A 17,674-nucleotide genomic window follows, 5' to 3' on the forward strand; every position below is an offset into this window, starting at 1 on the left:
AAAGGAATACATGCTCGCTTTCACTCTTCGCCGGGCGATCCAGGCCATCGGCGTCATGATTGCGGTCGGGGTCATCTCGTTCTCGATGTTCCGCTTCGCAGGTGACCCGGTCAACCAGATCGTCTCGCTCGACACGCCGCCCGCCGAACGCGAGGCGGTTCGCAAGTCGCTCGGTCTGGACGATCCCGTGCCGGTGCAGTTCGCGCGTTATTTCGGCAATGCCGTCCAGTTCAAATTCGGCGTGTCCTATCAGTTCCGCCAGCCGGTCTCGAGCCTGCTCGCAGAGCGGATGCCCGCGACGCTGGAGCTCGCGATCTGCGCCACCATCTTCGCGATGGTGTTCGGCATCCTGATGGGGGTGTATTCGGCGCTCAAACGCGACACCGTGCTTGCCAAAATATTCCAGGCCGTATCGCTGATCGGAATCTCGCTGCCGACCTTCCTGATCGGTATTTTGTTGATCTATCTGTTCTCGGTGACATTGGGCTGGCTGCCCTCGTTCGGCCGCGGCGATGTCGTGCGGCTGGGCTGGTGGACCACGGGGCTCCTGACCCTCTCCGGCCTCAAGGCGCTGATCCTGCCGTCCATCACACTTGGCCTGTTCCAGCTGACGTTGATCATGCGGCTGGTGCGCGCTGAAATGCTGGAAGTGCTCCGCACCGACTACATCCGCTTCGCCCGTGCCCGCGGCCTGACCACGCGGGCGATCCATTTCGGCCACGCGCTCAAGAACACGCTGGTTCCCGTCATTACTGTGGCCGGGTTGCAGTTTGGCTCGGTTATTGCATTTGCCATCATCACCGAAACCGTATTCCAGTGGCCGGGCATGGGGTTGCTGTTCGTGCAGGCAGTGCAGAACGTCGACATCCCGATCATGGCGGCCTATCTGCTGATGGTGTCGCTGATCTTCGTCACCATCAATCTGGTGGTCGATATCCTCTACACCGTCGTCGATCCGCGCCTGCGCTCGACCATCCGCCGTCCGGCTTGAAGGAAAGATTATCGATGTCCGACGCCGTCGTTCCCCACCGAGCCGAGCCGAGCGCCGCAGTTGCGCGTGCCGGCACGAGCTGGTTCAGACGCGCGCTCGACAGCGACATCTTCTATTCGTTCCGCCGTTCCAAGCTGACGATGGTGGCGGCAGCCGTCACCCTCCTGTTTTTCCTGCTGGCGATCTTCGCTTCGGTGCTTTCGGTGCAGAACCCGTTCGATCCGGCGCAGCTTCAACTGATGAATTCGCGCATTTCGCCGCTGTGGACCGCCGACGGCCAGAGCCCGTTCCTGCTCGGCACCGACGAGCAGGGCCGCGACGTGTTCTCCGCCATTCTCTACGGGCTTCGGATCTCGCTCGTCGTCGGCGTGCTCGGCGTCGTCTTCGCCGGCGCGCTCGGAATTACGCTCGGGCTGATTGCGGGCTATGTCGGCGGCGCGGTCGACGGCCTGATCATGCGCATCGCCGACGTGCAACTCACCTTCCCGGCAATCCTGATCGCGCTGCTGGTCAACGGCGTCGCCAAGTCGGTGTTCGGCAACCGGCTGGACGCCATGAGTACGCTGGTGGTGCTGGTGGTCGCGATCGGATTGAGTTTCTGGGTGCAGTACGCCCGCACCGTGCGCGGCTCCGTCATGGTCGAGAAGAACAAGGATTACGTCGCGGCCGCCCAATTGATCGGGCTCCCCGCTCCCATCATCATGCTGCGTCACGTGCTGCCGAACACGATGGGTCCGATCCTGGTGATCGCCACCATCAACCTGGCGCTCGCCGTCATTACGGAAGCCACGCTGTCATTCCTCGGCGCCGGGATGCCCGATACCATGCCGTCGCTGGGCACGCTGATCCGGATCGGCAACAATTATCTGTTCGCGGGCGAATGGTGGATCGTGGCCTTCCCCGGCTTTGCGCTGGCCGGGCTGATCCTGTCCATCAATCTGCTCGGCGACTGGCTGCGCGACGCGCTCAACCCGAAACTCCGATGACCAGTCCTGTCCTTTCCGTGCGTAACCTCGAGGTGGAGTTCCACACCCGCCGCAGCGTCCTGCACGCCATCAACGGCATCTCCTTCGACATTGCCAAAGGCGAGGTGCTCGGCGTGGTCGGCGAATCCGGCGCGGGAAAATCCGTGACGGGCCTTGCCGTGATCGGCCTGATCGATCCGCCGGGGCGGATCGCGGGCGGCGAGATCCATCTGTCGGGGATGCGGATCGATCATCTGCCGCCGGAAGAAATCCGCCGCATCCGCGGCAAACGCATCGGGATGATCTTCCAGGATCCGCTGACTAGCCTCAATCCGCTCTACAAGATCGGCGACCAGATCGTCGAAACCATCCGGACCCATCTCAATCTCTCGGAGACCGCGGCGCGCAAGCGCGCCATCGATCTTTTGGCGGAGGTCGGAATTCCCGCGCCGGAAAAACGCATCGACGCCTATCCACATGAATTCTCCGGCGGCATGCGCCAGCGCGTCGTGATCGCGCTTGCGATCTGCGCCGAACCGGATCTGATCATCGCCGACGAGCCGACCACGGCCCTCGACGTATCCGTGCAGGCGCAGATCATCTCGCTGATCAAACGCCTCGGCCGCGACCATGGCACCGCCGTGATGCTCGTGACGCACGACATGGGCGTGATCGCCGAAACCTCCGACCGCGTCGCGGTGATGTATTCGGGCCGGATTGCCGAGATCGGCCCGGTTCAGGACGTCGTGCAGAACCCGCTGCATCCCTACGCCAAGGGCCTGATGGGCGCGATCCCGACGCTGGCGGGCGAAGACAAGCGGCTGGTGCAGATACCCGGCTCGATGCCGCGGCTGTCGGCGATTCCGAACGGCTGCTCGTTCAACCCGCGCTGCGGCTTCGTCTTCGACCGTTGCCGCGTCGAGCGTCCGGAGCCGATCGCGCACGGTACACAGGCCGTGGCCTGTCATCTCTATGATTCCGCGCCCAAGTCAGCGATCAAGGAGACTGCGGCATGAGCGCGGCGCACTTCATCGATGTCAGGAATTTGCGCCGCGAGTTCGACGTTTCAAAGCCGTGGCTCAACCGCGTGCTCGAAGGCGGGCACCTGGAATTCCTGAAAGCGGTCGACGGCGTCACCTTCGGCATCAAGAAGGGCGAAACGTTTGCCCTCGTCGGCGAATCCGGTTCGGGCAAGACCACCGTGGCACGGATGGTCGTTGGATTGCTGCCGCCGAGTTCCGGCGAAGTCGTCATCGACGGCGTCTCGATGACCGATGCAAGGCAGGCACAGGTACGGCAGAAACTGCGCCGCCGCATCCAGATGATCTTCCAGGACCCCTATGCGAGCCTCAATCCGCGCTTCCGGGTCGATGCCATCGTCTCCGAGCCCATCCGCGCCTTCGACCTGATCGCGGGCGAGCGCGACATCGCCGCGCGCGTCGGTGAATTGCTGAGCCTCGTCGGCCTGCATGCCGATGACGGCCTGAAGTTTCCGCATGAGTTCTCCGGCGGGCAGCGCCAGCGCATCGCGATCGCCCGCGCGCTGGCCTCGGAAGCCGAATTCATCGTCTGCGACGAGCCGACTTCGGCGCTTGACGTCTCCGTGCAGGCGCAGATCCTCAATCTGATGCGCGATTTGCAGGACAAGTTCGGCCTGACTTATCTCTTCATCAGCCATAACCTTGCCGTGGTGCGGCATATGGCGAGCCGCATCGGCGTGATGTATCTCGGCCGCATCGTCGAAATCGCGGAAGGGCGCGAACTCTTCAGCAATCCACGGATGCCCTACACCAAGATGCTGCTGGGTGCGGTTCCTGATTTGGCGATGTCCGGCCGCCAGCGGATTCCGGTCAAGGGCGAGATTCCCAATCCGATCAATCCACCGCCCGGCTGCGCCTTCAACCCGCGCTGCCCGTTGGCCTACGATCTGTGCCGTCAGCAGGCGCCCGCGCTGATCAACGGCGTCGCCTGCCACGCCGTCAATTCGCCGGCCGAAGCCGTGCCTGCGTGATCACAGGGATGGGAGCCCGCTAAGTCAACCAAACGGTTGGCAGCAGGCCCCGCCTGTGGTCAAGTGGCGCACCAAATACCAGCGCAGCATCGGATTCCCATGAGCAACATCAATCCCGATCCGTTCACGACCAGGCCCGAAATCGAAGGCACGTTCGGGGTTGTGACCTCGACCCACTGGATCGCGACGGCGGTCGGGATGGGCATCCTGGAAAAGGGCGGCAACGCGTTCGATGCCGGCGTTGCCACCGCCTTCACGCTGCAGGTGGTCGAGCCGCATTTGAACGGCCCGGGCGGCGATGTACCGATCATCGTGCATGACACCAAGCGCGCCCGCACCGAGGTGATCTGCGGCCAGGGCCCGGCGCCGGCCGGCGCCACCATCGCGCATTACAAGAGCGAGGGGCTGGAGATGGTGCCCGGCACCGGGTTGCTCGCGGCCTGCGTGCCCGGCACGTTCGAATCCTGGATGTTGCTGCTCCGCGATTACGGCACGATGCGGCTGCGCGACGTGCTGGAACCCGCGATCGCCTATGCCCGCGACGGCTATCCCCTGGTGGAGCGCGCGGCGGCGACGATCCAGATCGTCGAGAAACTGTTCCGCAATCACTGGAAGACCTCGGCCGCGGTCTATCTGCCGAACAATGAAGTGCCGAAACCTGGCACGCTGTTCACCAACAAGCAGCTCTCGGAAACCTACGCCCGCATCCTGCAAGGAGCCGAAAGCGCCGGCGGTGATCGCATCGCGCAGATCGAGGCCGCGCGTAAGGCCTGGTCGCACGGTTTTGTCGCGGAGGCGATCGACAAGTTCTGCCGCACGCAGGACGTCATGGACGTCAGCGGCTCGCCGCATCGAGGCGTGCTGCGCGCTGACGACATGGCGCGCTGGCAGCCGACCGTCGAGGCGCCGCTGACCTATGATTACGGCCGTTACACCGTGTGCAAGCCCGGTGTCTGGAGCCAGGGCCCTGTCATGCTGCAGCAGCTGGCGTTGCTCAAGGGTTTTGAACTCGACGGGCTTGATCCCGCCGGGCCCGAATTCATCCATCTGCAGACCGAATGCGCCAAGCTTGCCTTCGCCGACCGCGAGAAATTCTACGGCGATCCAAAGTTTACCGACATCCCGATCGCGACCTTGCTGTCGGATCCCTATAACGACGAGCGTCGCAAGCTGATCTCGAAGGACAAGGCCTCGCTCGATTTCCTCCCCGGCTCCGTCGAGGGTTTTGGTTCGGTAGTGAAACTGCGCCGCGCCGAAGGCCATCGCGAGGCGGTCGGCGCCATGGGCGCGGGCGAGCCGACCGTCGGCCGCTTCGGCGAAGTGCGCGGCGACACCGTGCATTTCGACATCATCGACCAGGCCGGCAACATGATCTCGGCGACGCCGTCCGGCGGCTGGCTGCAATCCTCGCCCGTCATTCCCGAACTCGGCTTCTGCCTCGGCAGCCGCGCCCAGATGTTCTGGCTCGAGGAAGACCATCCCGCCGCACTGGCGCCGGGCAAGCGCCCGCGCACCACGCTCTCGCCGACCATGGCGCTACGCGACGGCGAGCCGTACATGGCCTGGGGCTCGCCCGGCGGCGACCAGCAGGATCAATGGACCACGCAATTTTTCCTGCGCCACGTCCACGCCAATCTGAACCTGCAGGAAGCGATCGACGCGCCCGCATGGCACTCCGAACATTTCCCGATCTCGTTCTGGCCGCGCACCGCCCGGCCCGGCGTGCTCGTGGTTGAAAACCGCGTACCAAAGGCCACGATCGATACGTTGAAGAGCCGCGGCCATGTCGTCGAGATCGGCCCCGACTGGTCGGAAGGCCGCCTCACTGCCGCCTCCAAGGTCGGGCGCCGCCGTCGTGCGGCCGCCAATCCGCGGGGCATGCAAGGCTACGCGGCCGGACGGTAGGAGTGCACCAAGATGACCTGGTCGATCATCGCCCGCGATCCCGCGACCGGCCAGTTCGGCATCGCGGTCGCGACCAAATTCTTCGCAGTCGGCGCGCGTGTGCCGCATATCGTGGCCGGCGTCGGCGGCATTGCGACCCAGGCATTGGTCAATCCCTATTACGGCATCGACGGCGTGAGGCTGTTGAGAGAGGGACGTGAACCGAACGACATCCTCAACACCCTCATCGCCACCGACGACGGCCGCGAAAGCCGGCAATTGCACATCATGGATGCGAAAGGCCGCATCGCCGCACATACCGGCCGCGATTGCGTCGACTGGTGCGGACACATCCAGGGCGACGGTTTTTCGATTGCGGGCAACATGCTGGCGGGCGCCGCCGTGCTCGACGACACCGCCAAGGCCTATGTCGCCAATGCCGGCCTGCCCTTTCCCCGCCGGCTGATCGCCGCGATGCATGCGGGCGAAGCGGCGGGCGGCGACAAGCGCGGCAAGCAGTCCGCGGCGCTGCTGATCCACGGCGAGGAGGAATGGTCCGAACTCAATCTGCGCGTTGACGACCATACCGATCCGCTGCGCGAGCTCGAGCGGCTCGAAGAAGTGAGCCGCGAGCGCTGGGTGCATTTCCGCGCCTTCATGCCGACGCGCAAGAACCCGGCCGGGATCACCGATCGCGCAACCATCGACGCCGGCATCGAGGCCAGCATCAAAGCGGCGGCTGCAGGCAAGGCATGACCTCAAGAGCGTTTTCCAGCGAAGTGGAAGCCGGTTCGCGTCAAGAAAACGCGTCAAATCCAGAATCCAGCCCGCTGATCGAGATCGAGGGCCTGCGCGTCGTATTCCATGGCGACGACGGCCGCGCCACCCATGCAGTCGATGCCGTCGATCTCAGCGTGGCCAACGGCGCGACGCTGGGGCTGGTCGGCGAATCCGGCTGCGGCAAGAGCGTGACGTCGCTCGCCATCATGGGGCTGTTGTCAAAGCATTCGGCGCAAGTTTCCGGCTCGATCCGCTTCGACGGTTTTGATCTGCTCGACGTTCCCGACGAGACCTTGCGCGACCTGCGCGGCAACCGGCTGGCGATGATTTTTCAGGAGCCGATGACCTCGCTCAATCCGAGCTTCACCATCGGCGACCAGATCATCGAGACCATCCTGCGCCATCGCGGCGGCTCGAAGCGACAGGCGCGCGAGCGCGCCATCGAACTGCTGCGCCGCGTCCACATCCCCTCGCCCGACAAGCGCATCGACGAATATCCGCACAAGCTTTCCGGCGGCATGCGCCAGCGCGTGATGATCGCGATGGCGCTGGCCTGCGATCCCCGCCTCCTGATCGCGGACGAGCCGACCACCGCGCTCGACGTCACCCTGCAGGCCCAGATCCTCGATCTGATGCGCGAGCTGAAGGCCGCCAGCGGCGCCGCGATCATCCTGATCACGCACGATCTGGGCGTCGTCGCCGAGGTCTGCGACGAGGTCGCCGTGATGTATGCCGGCGAGATCGTCGAGCGCGCGCCGGTCGATGAACTGTTCGCCAATCCGCAGCATCCCTACACGGTCGGCCTGCTCGGCTCGATCCCGCGGCTCGGTCGCCGCGCCTCGCATCTGGCCACCATCGAGGGCATGGTGCCGAACATGGCCAATCCGCCACCCGGCTGCCGCTTCTCGGCGCGCTGTCCTTTTGTCGCCGACATCTGCGTCGCGGCGCCGCCGCCGCTGGCGATCCTCAGCCCCGGCCACGCCTCGCGTTGCATCAGGGCGCCGCTGGAGCGGCTGGTGTCATGACGGCGTCGCCCTCAACTTTCATGCCCCGGGCGCGGTGCAGCACAAGCGAAGCGCAGTGGTGCGCCGCTGAACCGGGGCCCATGTTCGGCACCGTGGAAGATGGGTCCCGGTTCTGCGGAGCAGCGTTTCACGCTGCACCGCGCCCGGGACACGAGAGAGACGGGGCGCGAACATGACCGCGCTGCTCGAAGTCGAAGGACTCGTAAAACATTTCGTCGCGGGACGTTCGTTGTTCGGTCGCGCCACTGCCTTCGTCAGGGCTGTCGACGGCGTCAGCTTCCACGTCGAAGCCGGCAAGACACTGGCGCTGGTCGGCGAATCCGGCTGCGGCAAATCCACCGTGAGCCGGCTGGTGCTGCGGCTGATCGAGCCGGACGCCGGCAGCGTTCGCTTCGAGGGCCGGGATCTCCTGGCGCTCGATGCCAATGCATTGCGCAACTTCCGCCGTGACGCGCAGATCATCTTTCAGGACCCTTACGCCTCGCTCAACCCGCGCATGACCGTCAGCCAGATCCTGACCGAACCGCTGGCGTTACATGATCTCGTGCCCGCGCCGCGCCGCCGCGAGCGGGTCGAGGAATTACTGCGGCTGGTCGGGCTGGAGCCGCGCTTTGCGCGGCGCTATCCGCATGAATTTTCCGGCGGCCAGCGCCAGCGCATCGCCATCGCACGGGCGCTGGCGGTGGAACCGAAATTGATCATCTGCGACGAGCCGGTGTCGGCGCTCGACGTCTCGATCCGCTCGCAGATCCTGAACCTGCTGCGCGATTTGCAGAACCGGCTGGGTCTTGCGTACATTTTTGTTTCGCACGATCTGGCCGTCGTAAAACACATCGCCGACCGCGTCGCGGTGATGAATCTCGGCGTCATCGTCGAAACCGCGGATGCGCAGGCGCTGTTCGCCGCTCCGCGGCATCCCTATAGCCGGGCTCTGTTGTCGGCTATTCCCGTACCCAAGCCGCAAGCCAAACGCAGCCGCATCGTGCTGCAGGGCGAGATGCCGAGCGCGCTCGATCCGCCGTCCGGCTGCCGCTTTCATACCCGCTGCCCCTATGTGGTCGAGCGCTGCCGCACCGAGGTGCCGCAGCTCCTGGCCGACAGCACGGGGCACGCCACCGCCTGCCACCGGATGGCGGAACTGCCGGCGCCTGATAGCATCGTGCCCAGTGATGGCGGCTTTTCCCCGGTGCTGGAAAAACTGGTCGCCGCCTTTGGACGGGCGGAAGGCGCGGGCCGCAACGGGGTTGATATATCAGGAACACGACCAACAGCAGCGTAATCAAGAGGATGGGTGCGATGAAAATCTTGCGTTTGGCGGTGACCGCGGCGGCCCTGTTGCTGTCGTTCGAGGCGAGTGTTCAGGCCCAGACCACGCTGCGCATCGGGCTTGCCGAGGATCCGGACATTCTCGATCCGACCCTGGCGCGCACCTATGTCGGCCGCATCGTGTTCGCCGGCTTCTGCGACAAGCTGTTCGACATCGACGAGAAGATCAACATCGTGCCGCAGCTCGCGCTGTCGCACGAGACCTCGGCCGACGGCAAGGAGGTCATCATCAAGCTGCGGCCGGGCGTGAAATTCCACGACGGCGAGCCGCTGGACGCCGAGGCCGCGAAATTCTCGCTCGACCGCCACATGACGATGCCGACCTCGTTCCGCAAGCCGGAGCTGGCGCAGCTCGACCGTGTCGAGGTGGTCGATCCCCTCACCATCAAGCTGGTGCTTAAGACGCCGTTCTCGCCGCTGATCGCCCAGCTCACCGACCGCGCCGGCATGATGGTTTCGCCAAAGGCGGCGAAGGCCGAAGGCGACAAGTTCGGACTGAAGCCGGTGTGCGCCGGTCCCTACAAATTCGTCGAGCGCGTGCAGCAGGACCGCATTGTATTCGAGAAGTTCGCCGACTACTGGAACAAGGACGCGATCAAGATCGACCGCATCGTTTACCTGCCGCTGGTCGACGCCACCGTGCGCCTCGCCAACCTTAAATCCGGCGGCCTCGATCTGATCGAGCGTCTGCTCGCCACCGACATCAAAGCGGTGGTGGGCGACCCCAAATTGAAATTATCCAGCGCCATCGAGCTCGGCTATCAGGGCGTGACGCTGAACGTCGGCAAGGACAAGGCCAAGGGGCCGCTCAGCCAATCGGCAAAAGTTCGCCAGGCGCTCGATCTGTCGCTCGATCGCGAGGCCATCAACCAGGTGGTATTCAACGGCGAATTCAAACCCGGCAACCAGTGGGTCAACCCCGATCACCCCTATTACCAGAAGGCCTTTCCGGTCCGCGGCCGCGACATCGCCAAGGCCAAGGCGCTCTTGAAGGAAGCCGGCGTCACCGCGCCCGTCAGCGTCGATTTCATGGTGCCGAAGGGCGCGGAAACCGAAGCGGTCGCGCAGGTGATCCAGTCGATGGCCTCCGAAGCCGGCTTCGACATGAAGATCAGGGTCACCGAATTCGCAACCTCGCTGAAGCTGGCTGAATCAGGCGAATACCAGGCCTTCATGCTGGCCTGGAGCGGACGGATCGATCCTGACGGCAATTCCTACGTATTCCAGAAATCCAACGCGCCGCAGAACTATAGCGCGTGGTCCAATGCCGATGCCGACAAGGCGCTCGACGACGGGCGTCTCGTGACGGATCAGTCGCAGCGCAAGGCCATCTATGAGAAGCTGGCCAAGCTCGTGCTTGACGAAAAGCCGCTGCTCTACATCTATCACCGCAAAATCCTGATCGCGCATAGTACAAAACTCGAAGGCTACAAGCAGATGCCGGACGGCCTGGTGCGCGTGACCGGGTTGACGCTGAAGTGAGGGCACAAGTCATATTCTTGTGTCCCGGACGCGGTGCAGCGCAGTTGCGCTGCTCCGCAGAGCCGGGACCTACCGTGCGACCGGGTTGGGTCCCGGTTCAGCAGCGCAACAGTGCATGTTGCGCTGCGCCCGGGACACGGGGAAAGCCATGCTGAACTTCCTCGGCCAGCGCATCCTGCAGCTGATCCCGACGCTGTTCTTCGTGTCGGTCCTGATCTTTTCGCTGCAGCATCTGCTGCCTGGCGATCCCGCGCTGGTCATGGCCGGCGAGGAACGCGATCCCGAGGTTATCGCGCAAATCCGCGCACAATACCGGCTCGATCAGCCGATCCCGATCCAGTACGTCTACTGGGTCAAGGGCGTGCTGTCGGGCGATTTCGGCGAGTCGTTGCGCATCAAGGTGCCGGTGCTGAGCCTGATCGCGCAGAAACTGCCGGTGACGATCCAGCTCGGCTCGATGGCGATCGTGATCGCCTTCCTGATCGGCATTCCCGCCGGCATCGTATCGGCCGTCAAGAAAGGCACGGCCTGGGACTACGGCGCCAACCTGTTCGCGCTGTGGGGCATCTCGACGCCGAATTTCTGGCTCGGCATCATGCTGATCTTCCTGTTCTCGATCGAGCTCGGCTGGCTTCCGGCCTCCGGGTATGTGCCGCTATCGGAAAACTGGCGCGCCAGCCTCGCCTCGACCATTATGCCCGCTTTCGTGCTCGGCAACGCGATTGCCGCGATCCTGATGCGACATACCCGCAGCGCCATGCTACAGGTGCTTGAAAGCGATTATGTCCGCACCGCGCGCGCGAAGGGCCTTTCCGAACGTTCGGTGATCCTCAAGCACGCGATGCGCAACGCGCTGACGCCGGTGATCACGCTCGGCGCGCTCGAACTCGGCACGCTGCTGTCGGGCGCGGTGCTGACCGAGCAGATTTTTTCGATTCCCGGCTTCGGCAAGCTGATCGTCGACGCGGTGTTCAACCGTGACTACGCGGTCGTGCAAGGCGTCGTGCTGACGACGGCGACGATCTACATCACGCTGAATCTTGTCGCCGATATCGCCTATGTCCTCGTCAACCCGCGGCTGAGGGCTTAACCCATGACCGACGTCGCCCTCGGCACCCTTCCAAAAGTCGCCTCCGATGAACTGGAGAGCCCGACCCGGCGCGCGCTGCGGCGGCTGTTCAAGCGCAAGGGCGCCGTGGTCGGCCTTGCCGTCATCGCGCTGTTCGTGGTGCTCTCGCTGTTCGCGCCGCTGATCGTGCCCTATGACCCGATCGCAACCAGCTGGTCGCTGGTGCGCAAGCCGCCGACGTGGCAGCACTGGTTCGGCACCGACGATCTCGGCCGCGATATCCTGGCCCGCGTGGTCTATGGCGCGCGGGCCTCGCTGATGGCCGGCGCGATTTCGGTCGGGATTGCGCTCGGCATCGGCGTGCCGCTCGGCCTGCTGTCAGGCTATCGCGGCGGCTTCATCGACAGCCTGATCAGCCGCATCACCGATGCGATGCTGGCCTGCCCGTTCCTGATCCTCGCCATTGCGCTGGCGGCGTTTCTCGGGCCGAGCCTCGGCAACGCCATGATCGCGATCGGGATCTCGGCGACGCCGATCTTCGTGCGGCTGACCCGCGGCCAGGTGATGAGCGTCAAGGTCGAGGATTATGTCGAGGCGGCGCGCGCGATGGGCAATCCGCGCTGGCGCATCGCGCTGTTCCATATCCTGCCGAACATCATGCCAGCGCTTTTGGTGCAGGCGACGCTGTCGATCGCGGCCGCCATCATTGCGGAGGCCGCACTGTCGTTCCTCGGCCTCGGCCAGCAGCCGCCCTCTCCGTCCTGGGGCAGCATGCTCAATTCAGCGCAGCGCTTCCTGACCAACGCGCCCTGGATGGCGATCTGGCCGGGACTTGCGATCTTCCTCGTGGTGCTGTCGTTCAACCTCGTCGGCGACGGTTTGCGCGATGCACTCGATCCAAGGGAGCGGTAGCGCCGGTGGCTTTCATCCTACGAGACGCGCGCAAGAGCGCGCTCCTCCAGCGATGAGCTTACGCTCACGCGGGGATGAGGTCTGGCAGTTCAGGATGAGGTCTTAGACCCTCATGGTGAGGAGCGCGGCAACGCCGCGCGTCTCGATGCGGCCGAACCGGAGGCCGCTAAATCACAATCTCCCGCAACACCCGCCGACAATCCATCTCATACTCGAGATCAATCACGGGCGGCCTTGCAAAATGCCAGGTCAGGCCCGAACGCGCGGCGCCGCGGCGGACCAGTTCTTCGGCAAACACCGGATGGAAGTCGTGGATCGTGTAGGTCTGTGCCGCCGTCGCGTCCCTCCAGCCGAAGCCGAATTCGCCCATGCGCTTTTCCATGGCGCCAACCACGTAGCTCACCTTCTCCTTCAACCCGTCGGGGCTGAGGTCGCGGTAACGCACCGTACGCTCGGCATAGGTCGCACCGCCTTCCAGCGATTCACCGCTACCCGCGATCACGAAGCTCGGCGTCGTGTTCCCGCTCGGGCGCGTAAACGAGAAGGCATGGAACGACGGCTCGGCGGGCGGGTCGATCTCGGGACAGACATTGCTGCGCGCCACCGGGTTGGTGGTGCCGTCATAGATCCCCCATTCGGCGAGCGTCTTGACGTAGTGCAGGTTGAAATTGCGGAAGCCCTCGTCGGTGAACGCCGCCGGCGAGCGCAGTTCGCAGGCGCAGAACGAGGTCAGCGGCCTGCCCGCAGCCTGAATGTATTTGGCGATCCGGGCAAAGCCTTCGGCCAAGGCCACCGGCTTGTCGAACCGCACCCGCTCGATCTCAAATCCGGGACTGGCTGCTGCGCCAGCCGAATACTGAAACACTGCCGGGATGAACCGGTAATTACCTGCCACAAAGTCGGTCGTCATATCCATTCTCCGTTTCTTGTTATTCCAGTTGCATGCGGACGCCCTTGGCGCCGTTGAGCAGCCGCTTCAGATGAAAGCCGGCGAGCGCATCGTCGGCATGCGCGCCGACCAGCGCCGCAAAAGCCGGCATTGCCGCCGGGTCACCAGCCTCGAGCTTGGCGAAGGCTTCGGCATATTGCGATGCCGCGGGGCTCTCAAACGCTGCCGCCGTCAGCGGCTCATAGGCGCGCAGCGGCTCGCTGCGCCCGCGCAGCACGAGGTCGCCGACCGGCCGGCCGCGAAAATCTCCGGCGCCATCAGCGACGACGGCGCTGACGCAAATCCGCGTGCCCAGGAACTTGTTGGCGGCCTCCAGCCGCGCCGCGGTGTTGATGGTGTCGCCATAGGCGGTGTAGTCGAAAAACCGGCTGCCGCCGAAATTTCCGACCAGCGCGGGACCGGCGTGGACGCCGACGCGCGTGGCCCCGAAATTCACACCCTTTTCCTGCCAGCGCAGGCGAAACTCCTGCGCCCAGCCATCGAGATCGTGGGCGCAGGCGATCGCGCGCCTGGCGTAATCAGGCTGATCCCCCGGCGCGTTGAACAGAACGTGGATCGCATCGCCGATGATCTTGGCGACCGTCCCCTCATGCGCGAACACCACGTCGGTCATGCCGCCCACATAGTCGCCGAGCAGCGTACCCAGCACGTCGGGCGCGGCGGTTTCCACCAGCGAGGTGAAGCCGGTGATGTCGGTGAAGATCGCCGCGACTTCGCGCCAATGCACCTCCATGCCGTCGCTGTCGCCGATGGCGGCAAGACGGCTCGCAATCTGCGGCGAGAAATAGCGCGACAGCGAGGCGTGCGCGCGCTCGGCCTCGGCCTGGCGGCGGCGCGCCTCGCGCATCATCTCGACATGGCGGATGGTCTTGTCGATGGTCATTTCCAGATCGCCGAAATCGATCGGCTTGGTCAGGAAATCGAACGCGCCGCGATTCATCGCCGTGCGGATGTTGCTCATGTCGCCATAGGCGGACACGATGATGGTGGATTTCTTGTCTTCGGCCTCCTGCAGCTTGGCGAGCAGCGACAGCCCGTCCATGCGCGGCATGTTGATGTCGGATACCACCATGTCGACATGCGGGTTCTGCTCGATCGAGGCCAGCGCTTCGATCCCGTCATGGGCGAACACAAAGGCTACGATGCCGTCGCGGATCTGGCGACGGAATTTCTGCAGCACCAGAGCCTCGAGATCTGGCTCGTCGTCGACGACGAGGATCGTTGCGGTCATGCGGCTTGCTCGAGCCGGGTATCGATCTCGTGGCGCAGCAGCGCAAAATCGATCGGCTTGGTCAGGAGGCCGATCGCGCCGCGCTCGATCGCCTTGCGGCGGGTTTCGGCATCGCCATAGGCCGTGATCATGATGACGGGCACATCGGGCCGCGCCGCGCGTACCTTCGGCAGCATTTCAAGCCCGCTCATGCCGGGCATGTTGATGTCGGACAGGATCAGGATTAGCGACGGGTCACGAACTTCCGCAGCACGCTCCAGCGCCGCCGGCGCCGACGGCGCGAACTCCATCGTAAAGCGACCGGATTTGAGATCACGCCGGAACTGCTGCCGAAACAGCGTTTCGACATCGGGCTCGTCATCCACGATGAGGATGTAAACACTCAATTTTTGCCTCCAGTATCATTGGGCATGACCTTATCCGAAAACCGGTCTCCACTTTTCGGAATCATGCCCGCGCTACGCCTTTTCGCGGCAGCGTAATAATGAATTCGGTGAATACATCAGGCTCCGTCCGTACGTCGATCTTGCCGCCATGCTGTTTCACCACGATGTCGTGACTCATCGATAATCCGAGCCCGGTTCCCTCGCCCGCGGGTTTCGTCGTGAAGAAGGGATTGAACATTTTCTCCTTCACTTCCAAAGGGATACCCGTGCCGTTGTCGCGAATCCGGATTTCCACCTTGTTGCCGAGGTTTTTCGTCGTCGCCGTCAGGACAGGCTCGAAGCCCTTCTCGCCCGTCTCCTTGCGCTTGGTCGCGGCGTAAAAGCCGTTCGAGATCAGGTTGAGGAACACCCGCGTGATTTCCTGCGGATAGAGATCGACCATGCCGGCCTCGGGATCCAGATCGCGCTTGAGCGTGATGTTGAATCCGGATTTTTCCGCCCGCGCGCCGTGATAGGCGAGGTTGAGGCTTTCCTCGATGATCGCATTGATGTCGGCGGACCGGACTTCGCCTGATCCCTCGCGCGAATGGAGCAGCATGTTCTTGACGATCGAGTCGGCGCGCTTGCCGTGCTGCACGACCTTTTCGAGATTGCCCTTCAGCATATGGGTGAGTTCGTCGATCTCCTCGCGGGTCTTGTCGTCGAGCGCGGCGGGCTTGAGCACATCGTTCAGCTCGTCGATCAGTTCCGCCGACAGCGCCGAGAAATTGTTGACGAAATTGAGCGGGTTCTTGATCTCGTGCGCGATCCCGGCGGTGAGCTGGCCGAGCGAAGCCAGTTTCTCGGTTTGTATCAGGCGGTCCTGCGCGGTGCGGAGATCGTCCAGCGAAAGCGAGAGCTCGGTGGTTCGTTCGCGCAACTGATTCAACAGACGGGCATTCTCGATCGCGATGACAGCCTGATTTGCGAAATTCGTGACAAGTTCGGTCTGCTTCTCGGTGAACGGCTTGACCTCTTGCCGGAAAATTGTGATGGCGCCGATCAGCTCGTCTTCCTTGAGCATCGGAACGATTACCAGCGTACGCGCCCCCGCCAGATTTGCCAGCGCGCGAACGTTGGGGTTGCCCTCCAGATAGGGAGGCTGCGTCCTGATATCGTCGATATGGACTGTCTGGTGAGTCCTTTCGATGGTGCCAAGGCCACTCTGCGGATGCGGCTGGATCATCTTGTGAAGCTGCGTGGCGGCATAGGCCTCTGGGGCGTTGTACAACGCAACCGTGTTGAAGCCGCCGCCTTCATAGAGATTCATGGTGCCAAAATTGGCGCCGCAAATACGCGTCGCGTTTTCGAGCATCTTCTGGAAAACCGGCTGCAACTCGCCTGCCGAAGAGCTGATGACTTGCAGTACCTCCGACGTCGCGGTTTGCTGTTCGAGCGTTTCGCTGAGTTCAGCGGTGCGCTGCTCCACCTTGTTCTCCAGGTCGGCATAGGATTCCTGCAGCCGCGCGCCCATTTCGTTGAACTGATTGGCGAGGCCTTCGAGTTCGTCGCCGGTCTTGATGCTGATGCGCTGGGCGAAATCGCCGCCGCCGATGCGTTCGGCGCCGGCTCGCAATGCCTGGATCGGGCCGACCATGCGACGTGCCAGGAAAATTCCGGCGAGCACCGCAACGATCGATGCCGCCGCGAGCAGCAAGGCAAGCCGCTGCAGCGCCTGGTACAGCGAGGCGTAGGCCTCGTTGACCGGCAGTTCGACGAACATCGTCCATCCCAGCGGGGCGATCGGCGCGGATGCCGTCAGCACCTCCTGCCCCTGGATGTTCAGCGCGCCCTGCAATTCAACGGCTTCGCTCGTTCTGCCGGTGCGGGCGGCGGCCTGCACCTGCGTCAGCTTCGACATGTCGGTGTTGCGCAGCACCAGGCTGATGTCTGGATGGGCAATCAGGCGTCCCGCCGAGCCGACGACATAGGCGTGGCCGCGCTCGCCGACCTTGATCTGCGAGACCACGTCCCAGATCAGCTTCAGATTGACCTCGGCGATGCTGACACCGGCATCCTTGCGGGTGCCGGCCAGCGATAGCGTCATGTACGGCTCGGACTCCCGGCGAAAATACACCGGCCCGTAAAACACCTTGTTGGCGACGGCTTCCGTGAATTTCGGGTCTTTGGAAAGGTCGAGGCCGGAGTCGACGACATCCATCGCCAGGCGCGACACGCGCAGGCGCTCCTTGCCGGTGGAATCGATCTGCGACAGCTCGGTGATCGCCGGCACCTGCCGCAGCAGGCGGAGCGCGTCGAACCGGCGATCCTGCAGCGATCCCGCCGACCAGGGCAATTGGGTGGTCCAGCCCAGCTGGCTTTCGATTTCCTTGATGAACTGGCCGATCTTGGCAGCGGCGGCTTCGGCCTGCTCGTGCTGGATCCGGATCAGGGAGGTTTTGTGCTCCCGATAATAGAAGAAAACCTCGAAAATCCCGTTGGAAAGCAGCGCCACGCCCACCACGGCGACGAACAGCGCGACGTATTTGGTGAACAGCCGGCTGCGGGTTTTGGTCCCGGGCGCCCCCTGCACGGGCGCAGCATTCTCCGCCGGCGAGGCCGCCAGCGCTCGCCCCTCAGGGGTGCCGGGATGCAGAGAAATGCTCATCCCGGCTAAGCTATCA

15 protein-coding genes are annotated in these 17,674 nt (G+C 63.9%); 11 read left to right on the plus strand and 4 right to left on the minus strand.

The annotated features are described in order from the left end of the window. Window positions 1-10 precede the first annotated feature (10 nt). The 11 genes from JQ641_RS19235 (at window position 11) to JQ641_RS19285 (ending at window position 12,445) form a co-directional block, all read left to right on the plus strand. Window positions 11-991 (plus strand): ABC transporter permease, encoded by a 981-nt coding sequence (locus tag JQ641_RS19235; RefSeq protein WP_211997547.1) that lies wholly within the window; start codon window positions 11-13, stop codon window positions 989-991. A 14-nt stretch (window positions 992-1,005) separates the two neighbouring features. Continuing rightward, a complete protein-coding gene (locus JQ641_RS19240; RefSeq protein ID WP_211997548.1) occupies window positions 1,006-1,977 on the plus strand; it encodes an ABC transporter permease in 972 nt (323 codons plus the stop codon). Next, window positions 1,974-2,972, plus strand: a complete 999-nt coding sequence (locus JQ641_RS19245; RefSeq protein WP_211997549.1) for an ABC transporter ATP-binding protein — start codon at window positions 1,974-1,976, stop codon at window positions 2,970-2,972. The genes JQ641_RS19240 and JQ641_RS19245 overlap by 4 nt, the downstream gene beginning before the upstream one ends. Continuing rightward, window positions 2,969-3,967, plus strand: coding sequence for an ABC transporter ATP-binding protein (locus JQ641_RS19250; RefSeq protein ID WP_211997550.1), 999 nt, complete (start codon window positions 2,969-2,971; stop codon window positions 3,965-3,967). Before JQ641_RS19245 ends, JQ641_RS19250 begins: the two co-directional genes overlap by 4 nt. Before the next feature lie 99 nt (window positions 3,968-4,066). After that, window positions 4,067-5,872 carry a gamma-glutamyltransferase family protein gene (locus JQ641_RS19255; RefSeq protein ID WP_211997551.1) on the plus strand — a complete coding sequence of 602 codons (1,806 nt, stop codon included), beginning with the start codon at window positions 4,067-4,069 and terminating at the stop codon, window positions 5,870-5,872. A 12-nt stretch (window positions 5,873-5,884) separates the two neighbouring features. Next, complete coding sequence (locus JQ641_RS19260; RefSeq protein ID WP_211997552.1) at window positions 5,885-6,607, plus strand: DUF1028 domain-containing protein; 723 nt, start codon at window positions 5,885-5,887, stop codon at window positions 6,605-6,607. Then, entirely contained in the window at window positions 6,604-7,656 is a 1,053-nt protein-coding gene (locus JQ641_RS19265) for an ABC transporter ATP-binding protein (protein WP_249150537.1), read from the plus strand. The genes JQ641_RS19260 and JQ641_RS19265 overlap by 4 nt, the downstream gene beginning before the upstream one ends. 172 nt (window positions 7,657-7,828) lie before the next feature. Further along, the gene (locus tag JQ641_RS19270) at window positions 7,829-8,935 is read left to right on the plus strand and encodes an ABC transporter ATP-binding protein (RefSeq protein ID WP_211997553.1); all 1,107 of its coding nucleotides are present in this window, start codon (window positions 7,829-7,831) and stop codon (window positions 8,933-8,935) included. A gap of 17 nt (window positions 8,936-8,952) precedes the next feature. Continuing rightward, complete coding sequence (locus tag JQ641_RS19275) at window positions 8,953-10,464, plus strand: ABC transporter substrate-binding protein (RefSeq protein ID WP_211997554.1); 1,512 nt, start codon at window positions 8,953-8,955, stop codon at window positions 10,462-10,464. A gap of 148 nt (window positions 10,465-10,612) precedes the next feature. Then, on the plus strand, window positions 10,613-11,554 hold the full coding sequence (locus JQ641_RS19280; RefSeq protein WP_192737237.1) for an ABC transporter permease: 942 nt from the start codon (window positions 10,613-10,615) through the stop codon (window positions 11,552-11,554). Window positions 11,555-11,557: 3 nt separating this feature from the next. After that, the gene (locus tag JQ641_RS19285) at window positions 11,558-12,445 is read left to right on the plus strand and encodes an ABC transporter permease (RefSeq protein ID WP_211997555.1); all 888 of its coding nucleotides are present in this window, start codon (window positions 11,558-11,560) and stop codon (window positions 12,443-12,445) included. A 166-nt stretch (window positions 12,446-12,611) separates the two neighbouring features. On the opposite strand, the gene cnbZ is transcribed toward JQ641_RS19285, so the two are convergent. The 4 genes from cnbZ to JQ641_RS19305 form a co-directional block, all read right to left on the minus strand. Then, window positions 12,612-13,355 carry a 2-amino-5-chloromuconate deaminase CnbZ gene (gene cnbZ, locus JQ641_RS19290; protein WP_211997556.1) on the minus strand — a complete coding sequence of 248 codons (744 nt, stop codon included), beginning with the start codon at window positions 13,353-13,355 and terminating at the stop codon, window positions 12,612-12,614. A gap of 19 nt (window positions 13,356-13,374) precedes the next feature. Continuing rightward, entirely contained in the window at window positions 13,375-14,625 is a 1,251-nt protein-coding gene (locus tag JQ641_RS19295) for an adenylate/guanylate cyclase domain-containing protein (RefSeq protein WP_211997557.1), read from the minus strand. Then, window positions 14,622-15,011, minus strand: coding sequence for a response regulator (locus JQ641_RS19300; RefSeq protein WP_211997558.1), 390 nt, complete (start codon window positions 15,009-15,011; stop codon window positions 14,622-14,624). Before JQ641_RS19300 ends, JQ641_RS19295 begins: the two co-directional genes overlap by 4 nt. Before the next feature lie 61 nt (window positions 15,012-15,072). Continuing rightward, complete coding sequence (locus JQ641_RS19305; protein WP_211997559.1) at window positions 15,073-17,658, minus strand: ATP-binding protein; 2,586 nt, start codon at window positions 17,656-17,658, stop codon at window positions 15,073-15,075. Window positions 17,659-17,674: the final 16 nt, after the last annotated feature.

Origin of the sequence: Bradyrhizobium sp. JYMT SZCCT0180 (genome assembly GCF_018130165.1) — a bacterium.
GTDB lineage: Bacteria > Pseudomonadota > Alphaproteobacteria > Rhizobiales > Xanthobacteraceae > Bradyrhizobium.